Source organism: Sapientia aquatica, from assembly GCF_004358105.1.
GTDB lineage: Bacteria > Pseudomonadota > Gammaproteobacteria > Burkholderiales > Burkholderiaceae_D > Solimicrobium > Solimicrobium aquaticum.
In genome coordinates, this window is the sequence record NZ_SMYL01000002.1 from 284282 (window position 1) to 302180 (window position 17899).

Annotated in this window: 17 protein-coding genes; 8 read left to right on the forward strand and 9 right to left on the reverse strand. The window is 48.9% G+C overall.

The genetic code is table 11. From position 1 onward, the window contains the following. The first annotated feature begins 170 nt into the window (after positions 1–170). Complete coding sequence (locus tag E2I14_RS05375; RefSeq protein WP_133326204.1) at positions 171–1823, forward strand: S41 family peptidase; 1653 nt, start codon at positions 171–173, stop codon at positions 1821–1823. Positions 1824–1916: 93 nt separating this feature from the next. On the opposite strand, the gene E2I14_RS05380 is transcribed toward E2I14_RS05375, so the two are convergent. After that, entirely contained in the window at positions 1917–2543 is a 627-nt protein-coding gene (locus E2I14_RS05380) for a glutathione S-transferase family protein (RefSeq protein WP_133326206.1), read from the reverse strand. A gap of 134 nt (positions 2544–2677) precedes the next feature. Beyond that, positions 2678–3721: a M29 family metallopeptidase gene (locus E2I14_RS05385; RefSeq protein ID WP_133326208.1), complete on the reverse strand. Its 1044-nt coding sequence runs from the start codon at positions 3719–3721 to the stop codon at positions 2678–2680. 257 nt (positions 3722–3978) lie between these two features. Between E2I14_RS05385 and E2I14_RS05390 the strand changes: the two genes are divergently transcribed. Next, on the forward strand, positions 3979–4314 hold the full coding sequence (locus E2I14_RS05390; RefSeq protein ID WP_133326210.1) for a hypothetical protein: 336 nt from the start codon (positions 3979–3981) through the stop codon (positions 4312–4314). Positions 4315–4462: 148 nt separating this feature from the next. Here E2I14_RS05390 and E2I14_RS05395 read toward each other — a convergent pair whose 3' ends face one another. Further along, a complete protein-coding gene (locus E2I14_RS05395; RefSeq protein WP_133326212.1) occupies positions 4463–6196 on the reverse strand; it encodes a glutamine--tRNA ligase/YqeY domain fusion protein in 1734 nt (577 codons plus the stop codon). Positions 6197–6331: 135 nt separating this feature from the next. Next, a complete protein-coding gene (locus E2I14_RS05400) occupies positions 6332–7240 on the reverse strand; it encodes a LysR family transcriptional regulator (RefSeq protein WP_133326214.1) in 909 nt (302 codons plus the stop codon). A 95-nt stretch (positions 7241–7335) separates the two neighbouring features. Between E2I14_RS05400 and E2I14_RS05405 the strand changes: the two genes are divergently transcribed. From E2I14_RS05405 to E2I14_RS05425, 5 genes are all read left to right on the forward strand, one after another. After that, a complete protein-coding gene (locus tag E2I14_RS05405; RefSeq protein ID WP_133326216.1) occupies positions 7336–8571 on the forward strand; it encodes an acyl-CoA dehydrogenase family protein in 1236 nt (411 codons plus the stop codon). Positions 8572–8645: 74 nt separating this feature from the next. Continuing rightward, on the forward strand, positions 8646–9719 hold the full coding sequence (locus E2I14_RS05410) for a phosphotransferase family protein (protein ID WP_133326218.1): 1074 nt from the start codon (positions 8646–8648) through the stop codon (positions 9717–9719). Position 9720: 1 nt separating this feature from the next. Then, a complete protein-coding gene (locus E2I14_RS05415) occupies positions 9721–10086 on the forward strand; it encodes a DUF1304 domain-containing protein (RefSeq protein WP_133326220.1) in 366 nt (121 codons plus the stop codon). Further along, a complete protein-coding gene (locus E2I14_RS05420) occupies positions 10086–10805 on the forward strand; it encodes a histidine phosphatase family protein (RefSeq protein ID WP_133326222.1) in 720 nt (239 codons plus the stop codon). The genes E2I14_RS05415 and E2I14_RS05420 overlap by 1 nt, the downstream gene beginning before the upstream one ends. A 36-nt stretch (positions 10806–10841) precedes the next feature. Then, entirely contained in the window at positions 10842–11684 is an 843-nt protein-coding gene (locus tag E2I14_RS05425; RefSeq protein WP_133326224.1) for an SDR family NAD(P)-dependent oxidoreductase, read from the forward strand. 48 nt (positions 11685–11732) lie between these two features. On the opposite strand, the gene E2I14_RS05430 is transcribed toward E2I14_RS05425, so the two are convergent. The 3 genes from E2I14_RS05430 to E2I14_RS05440 all read right to left on the reverse strand — a co-directional run bounded on the left by E2I14_RS05430 (position 11733) and on the right by E2I14_RS05440 (position 12967). Then, complete coding sequence (locus E2I14_RS05430) at positions 11733–12035, reverse strand: hypothetical protein (RefSeq protein WP_133326226.1); 303 nt, start codon at positions 12033–12035, stop codon at positions 11733–11735. After that, entirely contained in the window at positions 12035–12355 is a 321-nt protein-coding gene (locus E2I14_RS05435) for a YbjQ family protein (protein WP_133326228.1), read from the reverse strand. The genes E2I14_RS05430 and E2I14_RS05435 overlap by 1 nt, the downstream gene beginning before the upstream one ends. An 84-nt stretch (positions 12356–12439) precedes the next feature. Next, a complete protein-coding gene (locus E2I14_RS05440; protein ID WP_133326230.1) occupies positions 12440–12967 on the reverse strand; it encodes a hypothetical protein in 528 nt (175 codons plus the stop codon). 369 nt (positions 12968–13336) lie between these two features. Here E2I14_RS05440 and E2I14_RS05445 point away from each other — a divergent pair, with 369 nt between their 5' ends. Next, positions 13337–15154, forward strand: a complete 1818-nt coding sequence (locus E2I14_RS05445; protein ID WP_133326232.1) for a M2 family metallopeptidase — start codon at positions 13337–13339, stop codon at positions 15152–15154. Positions 15155–15245: 91 nt separating this feature from the next. Here E2I14_RS05445 and E2I14_RS05450 read toward each other — a convergent pair whose 3' ends face one another. After that, positions 15246–16301 carry a zinc ribbon domain-containing protein gene (locus E2I14_RS05450; RefSeq protein WP_133326234.1) on the reverse strand — a complete coding sequence of 352 codons (1056 nt, stop codon included), beginning with the start codon at positions 16299–16301 and terminating at the stop codon, positions 15246–15248. A gap of 66 nt (positions 16302–16367) precedes the next feature. Beyond that, the gene (locus E2I14_RS05455) at positions 16368–17606 is read right to left on the reverse strand and encodes a CaiB/BaiF CoA transferase family protein (protein WP_133326236.1); all 1239 of its coding nucleotides are present in this window, start codon (positions 17604–17606) and stop codon (positions 16368–16370) included. Positions 17607–17899 lie beyond the last annotated feature (293 nt).

A 17899-nucleotide genomic window follows, 5' to 3' on the forward strand; every position in this document is an offset into this window, starting at 1 on the left:
ACCCGACAATTCCTCTGTAGCGCCTGAACCACATAGTTGTGTAATGCCCTAAATAGGGCATAGCCAAGCATCGAATCTTTCATTATTATTGCTGTTCGGCAATAATAAGTTAATAGAAATCGATAGGCCGAATTGTTAAATCTCTGTGGTTGATATTTAAAGGAAAGAAATTGAAAAAACTAACCTCATTTTTAGTGCTCGCCATGTTGGCCGCTTGCGGAGGCGGAGGCGGCGGTGGATCGAGTAGTTCTGTTTCGCTGGTAACTCCGCCCTCGACCACACCGGTTGCGACGAGTGCGCCAGAACATTGTGCTGCACCGCGTGCGAGTGGCACGATTAATCCCGATACGAATAAACCGTATGGCGATGTTCAAGGCACTTTGTTTGATGAAATGGCCTGGATTGCGGCCTTTGTGAATCAAAGTTATTTGTGGTACTCAGAAGTGCCGGTAGTAAGCTCAGCGCCTTATACGATAGGCGCAACTGTGCCCTACATTAATCCATCGAATAATTCACACACGACTAAAACTTTGGCGACCAATTATGACGTCGATGAAGCCTACTTTAATAGTCAACGCACGAGCGCCTTTACTGCGTCCGGCAAGCCGAAAGATCAATTTCACTTCACCTACAAGACGACCGAGTGGCAAGCCTTATCAAGCGCTGGCAATCAAGGCGGATTCGGATTTGATGTGACGTTATTGGCTTCGTCACCACCGCGTAAAGCTGTGATTGCATACACGTCTCCTAACACCGTAGCGGCTCAAAACAATTTGGGACGCGGCGCGCAATTTTTGACCGTCAATGGCGTTGATGTGGTGAACGGTTCTGATGTTGCGACCTTAAATGAGGGTTTATTTAGTCCGGTTGCGGGCAAATCCTATACCTTTTCGGTTTTAGATCAAGGCAGCACAACGCCGCGCACAGTCACGATGACGGCGGGTACTGTTACCCTGACCCCAGTCCAAAACGTTGCAACGTTGCCAGCTCCGAATTCTAACGTTGGCTATATTTTGTTTAACGATCACATCGCCACCGCTGAGAGCGAATTGATCGCGGCGGTTAACCAACTCAAAGCAGCCAATAACGGCGCAGGTATTACCGACTTAGTGCTCGATATTCGCTACAACGGTGGCGGTTATTTAAGTATCGCCAGCGAACTGGCCTATATGATTGCTGGCCCGACTAATACCGCCGGTAAAATTTTTGAGCAAGATACCTTTAACGATAAAAATCCGTTTAGCTTAACTACCGCTCAAACCATCGTTCCTTTCTTGAGCACGACCCAAGGATTGTCTACAACGTCGGGACAACCATTGCCGCAGTTAGGTTTATCCACGGTGTATGTCTTAACTGGCTCGGGCACCTGTTCGGCGAGTGAAGCTGTGATGAATGGTTTGATTGGCGCTGGTGTAAAAGTGGTGCAAATTGGATCAACGACTTGCGGCAAACCGTATGGCTTCTATCCGCAGGACAATTGCAGCACGACCTATTTTACGATTCAGTTCAAAGGCGTCAATCATGCTGGTTTCGGTGATTATGCGGATGGATTTATTCCAGCAGGCACTGGAACGGCAGCAAATAATTTACCAGGTTGCGCTGTGGCCGATGACTTTACTAAGCAGTTAGGCGATCCAACCGAAGCGCGATTAGCGGCGGCTCTGCAATACCGCGCAAATGGAACTTGTCCGGCAACGACCACGCCGCAACGCGCTAAGAAATCCTTGCAAGCGATCGAATCGGGTTTGACCTTGCATCGTCCTGCTGCGCGTGACAATCGTATTGTGACAAGACCCTCACAATTGTCGTGGTTGAATCAATGATGCACTGATGCTGATGCAGCAGAAATAGCGGAGTTGGTTGATGTAAAAGTCAACCAACTCTTTTTTTGGCAGTGCTTTTGGAGTGAACTTTAACTACGCGCCTAATTTATATTCCCCACCTTTTTCTAATGCGCGCTGGTAGGCTGGTCGCGCTTGCAAAGTTTGCGCATAACGCGCGACGTTGGGATAGTTGCCGAGCAAGCCGCGTGCTTGTGCAATCTCTGCGACAAAACTATTTTGCACATCAGCCGCTGTTAACTGGTCACCGAGTAAAAAGTTTTTACCCTCCAAGGCATTATCTAAATAGCTCAAGAAATTAGTGATTTCGCTGCTAATACGTGGTTGCAGCGGCGCGGCGGCTTCGCCCAAACGACTGGTGTAGAGCGCCAATAAAAACGGCAACATCGCTGAGCCCTCGGCAAAATGCAGCCATTCCAAATAACGGAAATACGCTTGGGTCGCGGGCGGTGGCGTGAGTTGTCCTTGGCCGTAAGTTTGGACCAGATATTCAATAATGGCGGCTGATTCGGCGATCACAAAATCGCCATCGCTAATGACGGGCGACTTTCCGAGAGGATGAATTGCTTTTAATTCTGGCGGTGCAAGCCGTGTTACCGGATCGCGCTGGTAGCGCACAATTTGATAATCCAATTCCAACTCTTCTAACAGCCAAAGTATGCGTTGCGAGCGGGAATTATTGAGATGATGAACGGTGATCATGGCGGCCTTGTTTGAAAATACAGCGACAATAAAATGTGACGCTAAGCAGCGTGCTTGGTCACAACAATGTCGCATTGTAGCGAGGGTTTAGCTTTGCCGCTGAAAGTCGCTTTTACAAAAAATTACAGCGCGAATTAACATTCCACCTGCCAAGCGCCATCGCGATAAATGACTTCATTATCGAGGCTGACCGTTTCAGTCGCAGCAAATACATCAACGTGGTATCGGGCTTCAGCGCGGCGGATCTGTGGTTTGGTGTATACGCCATGTTTTGCGCCGAGCGACAGATGAATTCCGCACATGCGTTCATATGTGCCAATGTCGTTGACGGTCCGATCAACGCTAAAGGCGCGGTTCATGCCGAAACCTAATTCGCGCAGCCAGACTTCGCCTTCGTCAGCGCGTATTTTTTGCAATACCAAATCAAACTCAGGCGTGGAGTTTTCAACATCAACGACACGGCCTTTTTCGACGATGAGCGTAATCGCTTGCTCGGGTTTGTTGACGGTGAAGCTGGTGTCGCCAAAGATAAAAATCCGCACTTTGCCATGCACCGCTTCTAAGTCTTGCGCTTCGGTGAACACTTCACCAATTGGAAATTGCCCGCCCACATTAGTCATGTCGCTGTAGTCGCCGATGTTGAGTTTGGCCGATTCAAATGGACTGGCAAAATGCAATTTAGCGCCATGTCCGGTATCGACTTCGCCGCACTGTGCCTGATCGATGCGGGCTTTTAATGCGCGACCAACGGTGCGGAAGTAATTCGGATCGTAGGCCAATGCGTCGATGTAAAAGGAGATTTGTTCGTCGCTCATGCGGGCTAAATGCGGATGCTCGATAACTTTGACATGTTGTTTGAATAATTCAACCCGAATGCGATAGGCGTCCAAGCGGAAGTTGGTTGATTGGATGAGCACCACTAAATCGGACGGTTGCAATTGCGCGAACTCAGCTAACACGGCGTCGGGCGTAACTTGATCAAAATCGATAAATCGCGCATCAGGTAGGCAGTGTTGATAGGCGGCGGCAAGAATCACGGCTAACTCGCAACGTTGATCAAACACCACAATCGCGCGCTGCTTTGCGTCGTGTTGGAGTGCGATTGTTAGCGTATCGCTAATGTGTTGATTGGCGCGCTGCGTTAAATCGGTGGAATTGGTCGGTGTGGTATCGCGCATACGGAGCTTTATGTCTTGTCTTAAAAATATTTTTGGTTAAATAACTGCTATTTGAGTTGTCGGGATTGTATGAATTTTGTTTTGTTTATATCTAAAACGCCGACTTTTATAAAAAAAATCTAAAAATAATCCAAAAATTTATCAAAAGTCTGTCAACTCAATATTGATTTGCTGCGTTTCTAGTCGTACCCACATCAACCAAAGAATCCTTGCCAGGAAGTTGCTAGTAAAGAGATTCCTAAATAGAGATAAATATCATGATTTACGAAATTTTAGTACGTAGCAATAATGGTAAAGCACCGACATCGGATAACTTAATCTGGATCGAAAGCAATTTACCAACTCGTTCGTTCGAAAAATGGTTAGTAGAACGTAACTTGTTAAATCATTCAGGCAATGCGCCGGTAGCTCGTTGGAGCATCGTTCAGACTCAGCGTCCAGCTCACTTTGTGTTGAGCACGCAAGAGAAAGCGTTAGAAAAGCGTATCGCTTCTTTAATGAATCCTCCGAAAGCAGTCAAAAAACCAGTGCGCGCAACACAACCGCACGTTTTGCCAAATTTTGCAATCAACGCATTTTCAATGGCGGCTTGATATTGGGATAAGTCTTACTTGCCAGCGGAGTTCGCAAACTAACTGGCAACGAGGTTTATAAGCTGTTATTGAGTGAAAAGGGCATCGATTAAGATGCCCTTTTTGCGCTTTAAGTGGTGTTGTAAAACTTACCTCAACTTACCGCCGCTTACTTGCCCCAACTGTCTTTAAGCGTCGTCACGCGATTAAATACAGGCTTGCCGGGCAAGGAATCCACGCGATCCGCGACAAAATAGCCGTGACGCTCAAACTGGAATTTATCGTCCGGTTGCGCGGTTTCAATCCCTGCTTCTAAATACGCGGTTACCACTTCCAATGCGTTCGGATTGAGTAAGGTCATAAAGTCCTTGCCACCCGCATCTGGATTAGCATCGGTAAACAAGCGATCGTATAAGCGTACTTCCGTCGGAATGGCATGCGCTGCGCTAACCCAGTGAATATTGCCCTTCACTTTGTAATTGGCGCTGCCTTCTGTGCCGCTCTTACTGTCTGGGAAGTAGTTGCAATGCACCGCGATCACATTGCCATTTTCGTCTTTATCGCAACCAGTGCATTCCACCACAAACCCATAGCGCAGACGCACTTTATTGCCGGGGAATAGACGGAAGTAACCTTTGGTCGGCACTTCCATAAAGTCGTCGGCTTCAATCCATAATTCACGGCTGATTTTGAACTCACGATTGCCGCGTTCAGGATGATGTGGATGAACTGGCGCGGTGCAGTCGATGCTTTCGTTTTCGGCGAAGTTGTCAATGATGAGTTTTAATGGGCGCAATACCGCAACCGTGCGTGGCGCTTTTGGATCTAAATCTTCGCGCAAGCAACCTTCTAAGGTGCTGTAATCAATCCATCCGTCCGAGCGTGTGACGCCGATGCGTTCGCAGAATAATTGGATGGACTCGGGCGTATAACCGCGCCGACGAATACCAACGATGGTTGGCAAACGCGGATCATCCCAGCCAGTGACGGTGCCGTTTTCCACCAATTGGCGCAGTTTGCGTTTGCTGGTGACCACATAAGTCAGATTTAAACGGGCGAATTCAAATTGATGCGGAACCGGTTGTTGAAAGAAGCCACCTTCAGCGCAGCGTTCAACCACCCAGTCGTAAAACGGACGGTGATCTTGGAATTCCAAGGTACAAATTGAATGGGTGATTTGTTCAATCGCATCCGATAGTGGATGGGTGTAATCGTACATTGGGTAGATGCACCAAGCGTCGCCAGTGCGATGATGATGCGCGTGACGGATGCGATAAATCGCTGGGTCGCGCATATTCATGTTGGGGGACGACATCGCATCTTCGCTGATTTTGGCGCGCAAAATATGCACGCCGTCGGCGAATTCACCGGCTTTCATGCGGCGGAATAAGTCTAACGATTCTTCGATCGGGCGATTGCGGAAAGGCGAATTTTTGCCGGGTTCGCCGAAGTTACCGCGATTGGCGGCCATTTCTTCAGCACTTTGGCTATCCACGTAGGCGTAACCAGCTTGGATTAAATATTCCGCCATGGCGTATAACTGATCAAAATAATCGCTGGCGTAATGTAAATGCTCGACATTGCTGTCGCCTTGGCTCACCGCCCAATCAAAACCCAACCAACGCACCGAATCCATAATGGTATCGACGTATTCTTGATCTTCTTTTTCTGGATTGGTGTCGTCAAAGCGCAGGTGGCAGCGGCCAGCGTAATCGCGTGCTAAGCCAAAGTTGAGGCAGATCGACTTGGCGTGGCCAATGTGTAAATATCCGTTAGGCTCAGGCGGAAAACGGGTAATAACGCTAGGTAAGCCGGGGCGGGTATGCGTACCTGCAGCCAAATCGGCTTCAATAATGGCGCGTAAAAAGTTGGAACTTGGTGCTGAACTGATTTCGTTGCTCATGTTGTAGGCAATCTAGACAAAACGTCCAAAATTAAAATGAATTGGTGATTTTACCTTAGGCGATGCGATATGTAAGCGCTGTGATGAGTATTGTCGGTTCGAAAAGCCGCTCGCCAGTAATAAAATATAAATTAGTTAATTGATTTCGTTAAAACACTGCATCAGCAACTCGCGCAGCCAGCAATTGGCTGGATCGTTTTCTGCATTCTCATGCCAGTACAAATAAATATCAAAAGGCGGCATTTTGATCGGTAAGGGCAAAATCTGATTATCTAAATGGCGATTGGCGACTTGGGCATAGTGGCCGGGCATGGTGAGAAGTAAGTCGGATTCGGAAACAACCAAGCTGGCGGCAAAATAATGTTGGCAGCGCAAACCAATATGGCGCTGATGTCCTTGGCGGGCTAATTCCAAATCTTCGAGCCCCGGGCCACTGCGTCGGGAAGAAACCAGCACGTGATTTTGTTTTAGGTAATTAGCCAGCGTAAGCTTTTTGTTGATGCCGGGATGGCCCTTGCGTGCAACGACCACCATGCTATCGCGCGCAATTAAGCGCCGTCGGATGCTGGTCGGAAAAGGTAGTAACACATCGACTGCCAGATCAATCGAGCCAGACATTAATTCCGCTTCCAATTCACGCCGCTCGGCTTGTACGCTGGCGAGTTGAATATCGGGCGCGCAGGCGTGCAACGTGTTGAGTAATTTAGGCAGCGTTGTACTTTCCAATACATCCCGAAATCCCAGCGTAAATTGGCGCGTGTTTAGCGTCGGATCAAAGCGCCGGCTGTTGTTGACGCTGATGTCCAAGGTTTGCAATGCGGTTCGTATTTGGCCAATTAAGCTATGCGCCAACGGCGTGGGCACCATTTGGCTGCCCATACGTTGAAAGAGCGGATCATTAAATAGCTCGCGCAAGCGCCCCAGCGCGTGGCTGAGTGCGGGTTGGCTGAGATTCATGGCTTTGGCGGCGCGAGTAATATTGCCCTCGCTGTAAATCGCGTCGAACACCACAAATAGGTTTAAATCAATTCGGCTAATATGCATGAAATGAATTATATAGGATTCATACTATGCATTGGATTGATTTTTAGATGCTCGCTAGAATAGGCGCTTATTTGTTTCATCTTCAGGAGTTCACCATGCATTTCGCCTTCTCTGATACCGCCCAATCCTATATTCATCGCTTGCAGCAATTTATGGACGAACACGTCATTCCGGCTGAAAGTATTTATTTCAGCCAGCTCAAACGTGGCGAGCGCCCGTGGACAGTGCCGCCGATCATGGTCGCGTTAAAAGCCAAAGCGCGTGCTGAAGGTTTATGGAATTTATTTCTAGCCAAAGGCGATCATGGCGCTGAATTTGGTCAAGGTTTAAGCAATGCCGATTACGCGCCGCTGGCCGAAATCATGGGCCGCTCCTTTATCGCGCCCGAAGTATTCAACTGCAACGCGCCCGATACCGGCAATATGGAAGTGTTAATTAAATACGGCTCAGCCGAGCAAAAACAGCGCTGGTTGCAACCCTTATTGAATGCCGAAATTCGCTCCGCATTTTGCATGACCGAACCGGATGTCGCATCGTCCGACGCGACCAATATGCAAGCCACCGCATTGGTTGAAGGCGATGAAGTCGTGCTCAACGGCGTGAAATGGTGGAGCACCGGCATCGGGCACCCTGATTGCCGCGTGGTGATCTTTATGGGTTTGTCCGACATCAGTCCAACCGCGCCTAAACACCTGCGCCATTCCATGGTTCTGGTTCCGATGGACACACCAGGCGTTAAGATCGAACGCATGTTGTCGGTCTTTGGTGACCAAGATGAACCATATGGTCACGGCGAAGTGAGCTTTACCAATGTGCGCCTGCCAATCAGTAGCATTATTGCGGGTGCAGGACGCGGGTTTGAAATTGCCCAAGGCCGCTTGGGGCCAGGACGAATTCATCATTGCATGCGCGCGATCGGTGCGGCAGAACGCGCTTTGGAATTAATGTGCCAACGTGCACTCAGTCGGGTCGCTTTCGGCAAGCCCATCGCCGAATTGGGCGGCAATCCCGACATCATCGCCAATGCGCGCATCGCCATTGAACAAGCGCGTTTATTGACGTTAAAAGCGGCATGGATGATTGACACAGTCGGCGTGAAAGCCGCCATGAGCGAGATCGCACAAATCAAAGTTGTTGCACCCAATGTGGCCCAAACCGTCATCGATCAAGCGATACAAATGCACGGTGGCGCTGGGGTGGGTGCCGATACGCCGTTGGCCTCCATGTTTGCCAATGCGCGTATTTTGCGTTTAGCCGACGGGCCGGACGAAGTGCATCGCGCCATGATTGCGAAGTTGGAATTGAAACAGTATAAAAAGTCGGCGCATTGATGCACTGGTTTGCCGTCCATATTCAACTAATCGGTGTCATCACGCGCACCGCTCATAAACAGTAGGAGACAACAATGGATTTACTCGATCAAGCGCGTGCTGTGCGCCCGGGCGAAGAATTACCGCTAGACCGAATCAGCGCTTTTTTAACCGACGCTGGAATTCCGCTTTCTGGCACACCCGAATTAACCCAATTCCCCGATGGCGCATCCAATCTGACTTACCTGTTGAAATACCCTGACGGTGAGTTAATTCTGCGCCGCCCGCCATTCGGACACAAAGCGAAATCCGCTCACGACATGGTGCGCGAGGCCAAATTGATGCAAGCGCTGCATCCGGTGTATCAGTACGTTCCGAAGGTGCTGGCGATTTGCGAAGACAGCAACGTGGCCGATTGTGATTTCTATGTAATGGAGCGCATCCACGGCATTATTCCACGCAAGAATTTGCCCAAAGGTTTAACCCTGAGCGAAGAACAAACGCGCACCTTATGCCTGAACGTGATCGACAAATTAATCGAGCTGCATCAGATTGATTACCAAGCTGCTGGATTACAAAATCTCGGCAAGGGCGCGGGTTACGTGCAACGCCAAGTGAGCGGTTGGGCTGAACGTTCGGCGCAAGCTAAAACCGATAACTCGGCCGATTTTTCCGAAGTCGTCGCGTGGTTGCAGCAACATCAACCAGCCCAAGACGCCGCCACCTGCCTAATCCACAACGACTTCCGCTTTGATAACGTGGTGCTCAACCCCGATAATCCGCTGGAAGTTATCGGTGTATTGGATTGGGAAATGGCGACCTTGGGTGATCCGCTCATGGATTTAGGAAATACCTTGGCATATTGGGCGCAAAGCGACGATGATCCGATTTTCTTGTCCATGCGCCGCCAGCCTACGCATTTGCCTGGCATGTTGTCGCGCACCGAAGTCATGGCCTATTACACCGAGAAAATGGGTTTTGAAATAAGCAATAGCGATTTTTATGTGATCTTTGGTTTATTCCGTTTAGCAATCATCATTCAACAAATCTATTACCGTTATCATCATGGTCAAACCAAGAATCCGCAGTTCGCTGGTTTCGTCACGATCACCAACTATTTGCAACAACGCTGTTTAGCGCTAATTAATAATCACTCCCAAGGGAAATAAGATGAACTTAGCAATTGCCGTTTTGGTCGGACTGGTGGCGTTAGAACACAGCTATTTTCTAGTGCTAGAAATGTTTTTGTGGACGACACCCAAAGGCAGAAAAACCTTTGGTCTAAGCGAACAATTTGCACAAGACTCCAAAGCGCTGGCTGCCAATCAAGGCTTATACAATGGCTTTTTGGCGGCCGGTTTGTTGTGGAGTTTGATTCATCCTGATCCGCATTTTGCGCTGCAATTACAGTATTTCTTTTTGGGTTGCGTTTTGGTCGCAGCGGCTTTCGGTGGCGCGACGGTAAAACGCACGATTTTATTTGTGCAAGGCATTCCAGCTTTGATAGCACTACTCGTTATTTTGATAGGAAAATAATGGCATTAATACATTTAGTTCGGCACGGGCAAGCTAGTTTTGGGTCCGCCAACTACGATCAACTCTCGGACTTAGGCATGCGCCAATGTTATTTGTTAGGTCAATGGATGCACCAAACGCAGCAACCGGTCGAACGCATTATTTTGGGTGGCATGCATAGACATCGCCAAAGCGCACAAGCCTTCGTCGAAGGCTTTGGTTCGCCCGATTATTTAAATGCGAATCACTGGGAGTTGGACGCAAATTTAAATGAGTTCGATCACGAACAAGTGTTAAAAGTAAGTCGTCCTGACTTGGCGGCGCCGGGCAAATTAATGGAATTTTTAGCCACCCAAGCGCGCCCGCGTGCCGTGTTTGAGCAAATGTTTGCCGAGGCCTTTGCCCGCTGGATGAGCGGTGCGCACGATGCCGATTACGCCGAGAGTTGGGCTAGTTTCAAGCATCGAATTGGGAATGCAATTAGCTTATTTCAATCACCTGAATTTCATTCGGAACCACGCAAAAATACCATCGTATTTACCTCGGCTGGACCAATCACGGTGCTGTGTCAACAAATAATGGCTGTGCCGGATTCGCATATCATGGGTTTGTTGAGTGTGATGCTCAATAGCAGTGTCAGTAAGCTGATTCATACCGATGGCGACTTGCGCGTGGCTGCGATAAATGCCGTGCCGCATCTAGAAATTAAAGCCGACAAATCTCTGATTAGTTACCGCTAATCGTTGTTCAACATAGACTTACTTAGGATAATAAAAATGGATAATTTAACGAATAAAGTTGCGGTCATTACTGGTGGGGCCGAAGGCATAGGTAAGGCATTAGCCGCTGCGCTGGCGGCACAAGGCATGAAGTTAGTTTTAGCCGATATTAACGAGGGCAAGTTAGCCGAAACGGTAGCTGAACTGGCTGCCAGCGGTGTGGAAGTGATTGGCGTAAAAACGGATGTGGCGCAATCGGCGCAAGTTGAGACTCTAGCCGATGCGGCTTTTGCTAAATTCGGCAAGGTTAATTTGCTGATTAATAATGCTGGCGTTGCGGTTGGCAAAAGCGCGTGGGAAGCGACCGAGAAAGACTGGGAATGGGTCATGGGAATTAATTTGTATGGCGTAACCCATGCTTTACGCGCATTTATCCCGCGCATGTTAGCCAGCGGCGAAGAAGGCCACATCGTCAATACCGCGTCGATTGCGGGTTTAATTTCTGTGCCTTCGTTATCGACCTATAACGTCACCAAATTTGGTGTAGTGACTTTATCCGAAGGATTGCACCACGATTTAACGCTGCGTGGGGCAAACATTGGTGTATCTGTTCTCTGTCCGGGTTGGGTCAATACGCGGATCGCTGAGTCCGAGCGCAATCGTGCTTCCCAAGATCGCACCGACATGACTAAGCTCGATAAAGTCAGTGTAAAAACCAATATGGCGGTGATGAAAGCGGTGCAATCTGGCATTAGCCCCGAGGAAGTCGCGCGTGCGACAGTGGATGCAGTGAAGAACAAGCAGTTTTATATTTTGACCCATCCGCATACCTTAAAAGGCGTTGAAGTCCGCATGCAAGACATTCTGCAAAATCGCGCGCCGACATTATTACCAGTTTGAGTTAGATGCTTGATGCAAAAATGGGCTGATTAGAATCAGCCCATTTTTTTATGTTGAGTGCGTCGATTTTTCGTCGCTATCCACATAGCGCCGCTCGCCCGTATTTTCTTGGTATAAAACTTGTTTTAATTTTCCCGTTTCTGGATCAATAAAACGTTCCTCGGTTTTATCCCAGTTACCCACATTTGCGCCGCCAGATTGCTCATAGCGCCAACGCTCGAACAAGACCGCGATCAGCAGCAATGCGCCCCAAATGGCGGTCGGCAGTAATTGGCTGTAGCCGATCAGGACACAAATAAAACCAATCTTGGTCATCAAGATGGCAATGATTAAAACAGCGTTGCGTAGCATTAGATTTTTTCGATCACGACGGCGGTGCCGTAGGCCACAATTTCACTCATGGTTTGGCCGATTTCGGATGAATCAAAGCGCATCATCACGATGGCATTGCCGCCCATGACGTGGGTGTTTTTCACCATGCGATCTACTGCGTGGCGGCGTGCTTGTTCCAGCAGGGAGGTGTACTCGGTAATTTCGCCACCGAAAAGGGAGCGCAAGCCTGCCATGATATTGCCGGCTAAGCCGCGGCTGCGCACGACAACGCCAAAGACTTGGCCTTTGACTTCGGTGACGCGGTAGCCTGGAATGTTTTCCGTGGTGGTAATAAGCATGACTGTCCTGTGGAAGGGAAAAGGGCACGGAAAATCCGCTACGGTTACTCAGTAGCGGAGTATAAATCGGGGCGAATAAACCTGCTAATTTTTATTGAAAATATCGATGAAGTAGCTGTCTTCGACAAATTTTCCGTCGAAATTGGTGCGCAAGAATTCGTTTAATTCGGCGGTAGAAAAGACGTACATTTCAGGCAGCCAAAAGCTAAATTGACCGTTAATATGGCTGATGATGAGTTGCCGACCAGAGTGAAAAAAGCTCGCTTTGGTGAGTAGAGTTACGGTTTTTATCTCTTTGACGCTCAGGCTATTTTTAGCGAACGGCCAATAGCCAAAGTAGGTTAAGTGGGTCCAATTGACTTCGACTAAGGGGTGGCGATATTGATATACCCCGATGATGAGGATGGCGACAAAAATGAAGCTGAGTAAGCCGTACACCCACAGTGGCTTGTTATTATAAAAATGCACCGCCACGCTCAATAACAACAATTGGGTTGCCACCAGCGGGATTAATTTATTTTCGCGCGGGACAATAGATTTGGGCGCGAAGGTGGACTTCGCTTCCTCTAGTAGTTGTTGAGAAATCAAATCAGCCTGCTCTCTGGTGAACACAATAACCTCCAATTGATCGGACGCTCCTTATCAAAGCATATCGAGCTCGATTGCGCTTGGCTATGCCCTAAATAGGGCATTTTGCGAACTATTTAGTGACTTTAATTGTGTTTTTAATACTCTTAATTCGCAGTTTTTTGGTTAGTGGTGTGTAATTCATCACAAAATCAAAAAAACATCACTCGACCAAGTAATATTTTTTGCACGCACACTTTGGATGAATAGAATCACTCATCGATAGAGTTTTGCAAAATTAATCATGGTCTTTGAATTACTCGCGTAATTGCCCTGAAAAGCAGGATGGGGATTTGCTAAACTTGCTCGGTTTTCAAAAATAAATAAACCTTATTTCAACAAGGAGATCACCACATGAAATTAAAGCCTCTCGTACTCGCTTGCAGCGTGCTATTCGCACCAGTAAGCTGGGCCCAAACTGCTGCACCAACAGCACCTGCACCAACCACCGCCGAAGCCGAGCAATTTGTCCACGATGCCGAAGCTAAATTAGAACAAGCCGGTATCCGTGCCCAGCGCGCTGAGTGGGTCTATGAAAACTTCATCACCGACGACACCGAATCCATCACCGCTGAACAAGCCGAACAAATGCTGACCATTTCCGGTGATTTAGCGTTGCAAGCCCGGCGCTTTAATGGCGTGCCAGTGAGCGAGGCCAGTGCGCGCAAACTGCAGCAAATGCAGTTGACCTTGATGTTGGTCGATCCAACTGAGCGTGCGGCCTATGCGCGTATCGCGGCGTCGATGTCGGGCAGCTACGGCAAAGCAAAATACTGCTTTAAAAAGGACGATCCAAAGAGCTGCTTGCCATTAGGTGAATTAGAAAAAATCATGGCAACGTCGCGTGACCCCGCCAAGTTAAAAGAAACTTGGTTAGGCTGGCATAGCCAATCACCGGCTTACAAAGACGATTACGCTAAGTACGTCGAGCTGTCCAATAAAGGTGCGGTGCAAATGGGCTTTGCCGACACCGGCGCATTGTGGCGTTCAAATTATGAAATGACGCCAGAGCAATTTGAAGCCGAAACAGAACGTCTCTGGCAACAAGTTAAACCGCTCTACGATTCGCTCTATACCTACACGCGCCATCAATTGCAAAAAACCTACGGCGACAAAGTAGTGCCCTCCACCGGCCCAATTCCGGCGCATTTATTCGGCAATATGTGGAGTCAAACTTGGAATAATTTGTATCCGATTTTAAAACCAGCCGGACTATCGTCGTCCTACGATTTGAGCAAAGTGTTAGAGCAACGCAAAGTCACGCCTGAGCAAATGACCGGCTATGCGGAACGTTTTTATACTTCCCTTGGCATGGAAAAATTACCCGCTACGTTCTGGCAGCGTTCATTGCTGACTAAACCCAAAGACCGCGAAGTGGTGTGTCATGCATCTGCTTGGGACATCGATACTCAAACTGACGTGCGGATCAAAATGTGTATCACGCCAACTGCCGAAGACTTCACCACGATTCATCACGAATTAGGTCACGTCTATTACTTCATGGCCTACCGCGATAAGGATGCCATGTTCCGCAACGGTGCTAACGACGGTTTCCACGAAGCCATTGGTGACACGGTCGCGTTGTCGGTAACGCCGGAGTATTTGAAAAAAGTCGGCCTGCGCGACACCTTGCCAACCAAAGAGCAAGAAATCGGCACGCTGTTGAATAAAGCGTTGGAAAAAGTCGCCTTCTTGCCGTTCGGTTATCTAGTCGATAAATGGCGCTGGGAAGTCTATTCTGGCAAAGTAAAGCCGGCTGATTACGATAAAGCATGGTGGGAATTGCGTCAGCAGTATCAAGGTATTAGCCGCCCAGCACCGATGGAAGCCAATGGGTTTGACGCAGGGGCCAAATTCCACGTCGCGTCCGATACGCCGTATGCCCGTTATTTCTTAGCCGATATTTTGCAATTCCAATTCCATCGCGCCTTGTGTAAAGAAGCTGGCTATACCGGCCCGCTGAATCGCTGCTCGATTTTTGAAAACAAAAAAGCGGGCGAGAAATTCCAAGCGATGCTGAAAATGGGTTCCAGCAAACCTTGGACGGAAGCGTTAAAAACAATTACTGGCGAAGATAAGATGGATGCGACGGCGATTTTGGATTATTTCGCGCCGTTGAAAGTCTGGTTGGATGAGCAAAACGCGCAGTTTGAAAAAACAGCGAAGAAGTAATTCAACCGTTTAAGTTGTCAGTGAAAAAGGGCGTTCATTGTTGAACGCCCTTTTTTTGTGCTCGCAAATTTGGCATAAGCGCGAACGATTTTCAGGTTGGCTTGACCAGCGCCGAATGCGAACTTGTTCCGCAAGAATGGCAGAATTTAGTAAAGGCATTTTTACGTGTGGAACATTTGCCGCAACGATCAAATAAACAGATGCCGCAGTGTTCGCAATAATCGTTGGCCGGATTTTTTAAATCTAAAGCGCGCTCGCAACCCGGACAGACGCTCTTGGCTAAGCGCGATAACGCCACGTCGTAGCTTAGCTCCTCGCGTCGTTGTTCGTTGGGCAGTTGCTCGACCAATTTCTGACGCTCCAAATACGCGTTGAGCGCCACAATCGCATAGCGCCCGATCAATACCGTGATGATGATCCCAACCGTGTAGCGCACGTAGCCGCCATAACTCGGCAAGTACGGGACCAATTCAACAAAGAATGTGAAGGCAGCAAATAGCACAAAGCCACACACGAATGGCCAATAGGTACTGTGACGCTTTTTAGCAAGCAACCACCCAGCCAAAACCAATAACGGCAAGGTCAACGCTAATCGGTAGCCAAAGACGCGTAATTCTTGCAGATGTTGTTCGGCCGATAAAGCTTGGCGGGCCGCTTGCTCAAGTTGGCTTATGTGGCCTTGTACCTGTTGGATTTGTGCGGACAGATTGCGCTGTTGTTCGCCCAATTTCTCCACTTCAGACAGGCTCATGCGCTCGGTAACTTTTAACTTATCGAGCTGCTGATTGCGGGTGATTAAATCCTTGTCCTGGGAAGCCAATTCAGTCGCGTGACGAGTGGCGATCCATGTATTAAACGATTCAGGCGCGGTGGCCGAATCGGCTTGCGCGGATTGATATTTACGTTGCGCTTGATCGAGATTGTCATTGAGTTCGCGTTCTTGCTGACGCAAATGATTGAGCGTGTCGTGCGCTTGCGCCGCGGCCGGCTTATCAATAAAATCGTTCATTTGATAGCGGTGCTCAACTAGCGGCAAATTCTGGACAATGTTGCTGCCCAAGCCAATTAAGAACGACGCGAATACTAGCGCGACTATCCACAAGCCAAAGCGAAACCATTTTTCAGATAATCGTAAAGCTTTACTCATACTTGTTTTCTCCCAAGGACGTGATGCGAACTGGCTGATTAATCGGGGTGCACTTGACGCTTAAATTTAGATAACTTTTTTCTCGCGCAATTGCGCTAGTTGGTCGGCAGAATAACCCAACAATTCATGCAAAATTTGATCGGTATGTTGCCCCAGCAAGGGCGGAGCGACGTCGTAACGCGGCGGAGTTTCTGACATGCGAATCGGGCTGGCAACCAATTTGACATTGCCTGCTGTGGGATGCGGTAATTTGATTTCGCATTCACGCGCTTGGACTTGCGGATCAGCGAACACTTCATCTAATCGGTTGATCGGGCCGCAAGGCACGCCCGCGTCTTCAAGCAGTGCTAGCCATTCGGCCTTGGATTTCTTCTTTACCATTTCAGCCAGCAACGGCACCAAGGTGTCGCGCAATTCTACGCGCTGTGGATTGGTTAAAAAGCGCTCATCGGTTGCTAATTCAGGACAACCACCGGCGAGCACAAACTGGCGGTATTGGCCATCATTGCCCGCGGCCACAATGATATGTCCGTCCGAGGTGGCGAAGGTTTGATAAGGCACGATATTGGCGTGCGCGTTGCCCCAGCGATTCGGTGTTTTACCGCTGCTTAAATAATTGCTGCCGACGTTAGCCAGCATCGCCACTTGCACATCCAATAAAGCCAAATCGATGTATTGCCCAACGCCAGTGCGTTCTTTGTGGGTAAGAGCGGCCAAGATCGCAATCGTGGCGTACATACCAGTCATTAAATCGGTAATCGCCACACCAGCCTTTTGTGGCCCGCCACCGGGCAATTCATCGCGCTCACCGGTAATCGACATTAAGCCGCCCATGCCTTGAATAATAAAATCGTAGCCGGAGCGCGAGGCATAAGGTCCGGTTTGACCAAAGCCAGTAATCGAGCAATAAACCAAGTCTGGTTTTAATGCGGACAAGGACGCGTAATCTAAACCGTATTTTTTGAGTTGATCGACCTTGTAGTTTTCAATCACCACATCCGATTGCATCACTAAATGGCGGATCACTTGCTGGCCTTCGGGCGTGGCAATGTCCAAGGTAATTGAGCGCTTACCGCGATTGGCGGTCAGGTAATAAGCTGCCTCGCTGCTGTTTTTGCCCTCGGCATCAGGCGCGTATGGTGGGCCCCAACTGCGAGTATCATCTCCCACGCCGGGACGCTCGACTTTGATCACGTCAGCGCCCAAGTCGGCTAAGTTTTGCGTGCACCAAGGGCCGGCCAGCACGCGGGTTAAATCGAGTACGCGAATATGTTGCAGAGAAGTTGGTTGGGTGTTGTTTGTCATTCTAGGGCGTGTTGACATATGATTTAGGAGTGCGAAAGCGGCAGAATAGGTGCAGGGCAAGGCGCAGACTGCGACGCAGTGCGAGCACTGTCAGCAGGATGCAACGTAGCCATGCGCCTATTCTGTCCCTTTCCCTACGGGTTCAACCCAAAACGCACGCTGGACTGCGTTGAATCTCTTGTTGGGGCACTAGCCCCAACTGCGAGCTCCGCCTTGTCAGCCCGCGTTTTGGGTCGAACGCATCTCTCAAATCATATGTCAACACGCCCTGGAATGTCTCAAATTATTTTCTA

Bases quoted from the DNA above. Each gene is read 5' to 3' on its own strand.
- E2I14_RS05380 (WP_133326206.1), bottom strand. From the start codon at position 2,543: ATGATCACCGTTCATCATCTCAATAATTCCCGCTCGCAACGCATACTT.
- E2I14_RS05385 (WP_133326208.1), bottom strand. From the start codon at position 3,721: ATGCGCGATACCACACCGACCAATTCCACCGATTTAACGCAGCGCGCC.
- E2I14_RS05390 (WP_133326210.1), top strand. From the start codon at position 3,979: ATGATTTACGAAATTTTAGTACGTAGCAATAATGGTAAAGCACCGACA.
- E2I14_RS05395 (WP_133326212.1), bottom strand. From the start codon at position 6,196: ATGAGCAACGAAATCAGTTCAGCACCAAGTTCCAACTTTTTACGCGCC.
- E2I14_RS05400 (WP_133326214.1), bottom strand. From the start codon at position 7,240: ATGCATATTAGCCGAATTGATTTAAACCTATTTGTGGTGTTCGACGCG.
- E2I14_RS05405 (WP_133326216.1), top strand. From the start codon at position 7,336: ATGCATTTCGCCTTCTCTGATACCGCCCAATCCTATATTCATCGCTTG.
- E2I14_RS05410 (WP_133326218.1), top strand. From the start codon at position 8,646: ATGGATTTACTCGATCAAGCGCGTGCTGTGCGCCCGGGCGAAGAATTA.
- E2I14_RS05415 (WP_133326220.1), top strand. From the start codon at position 9,721: ATGAACTTAGCAATTGCCGTTTTGGTCGGACTGGTGGCGTTAGAACAC.
- E2I14_RS05420 (WP_133326222.1), top strand. From the start codon at position 10,086: ATGGCATTAATACATTTAGTTCGGCACGGGCAAGCTAGTTTTGGGTCC.
- E2I14_RS05425 (WP_133326224.1), top strand. From the start codon at position 10,842: ATGGATAATTTAACGAATAAAGTTGCGGTCATTACTGGTGGGGCCGAA.
- E2I14_RS05430 (WP_133326226.1), bottom strand. From the start codon at position 12,035: ATGCTACGCAACGCTGTTTTAATCATTGCCATCTTGATGACCAAGATT.
- E2I14_RS05435 (WP_133326228.1), bottom strand. From the start codon at position 12,355: ATGCTTATTACCACCACGGAAAACATTCCAGGCTACCGCGTCACCGAA.
- E2I14_RS05445 (WP_133326232.1), top strand. From the start codon at position 13,337: ATGAAATTAAAGCCTCTCGTACTCGCTTGCAGCGTGCTATTCGCACCA.
- E2I14_RS05450 (WP_133326234.1), bottom strand. From the start codon at position 16,301: ATGAGTAAAGCTTTACGATTATCTGAAAAATGGTTTCGCTTTGGCTTG.
- E2I14_RS05455 (WP_133326236.1), bottom strand. From the start codon at position 17,606: ATGACAAACAACACCCAACCAACTTCTCTGCAACATATTCGCGTACTC.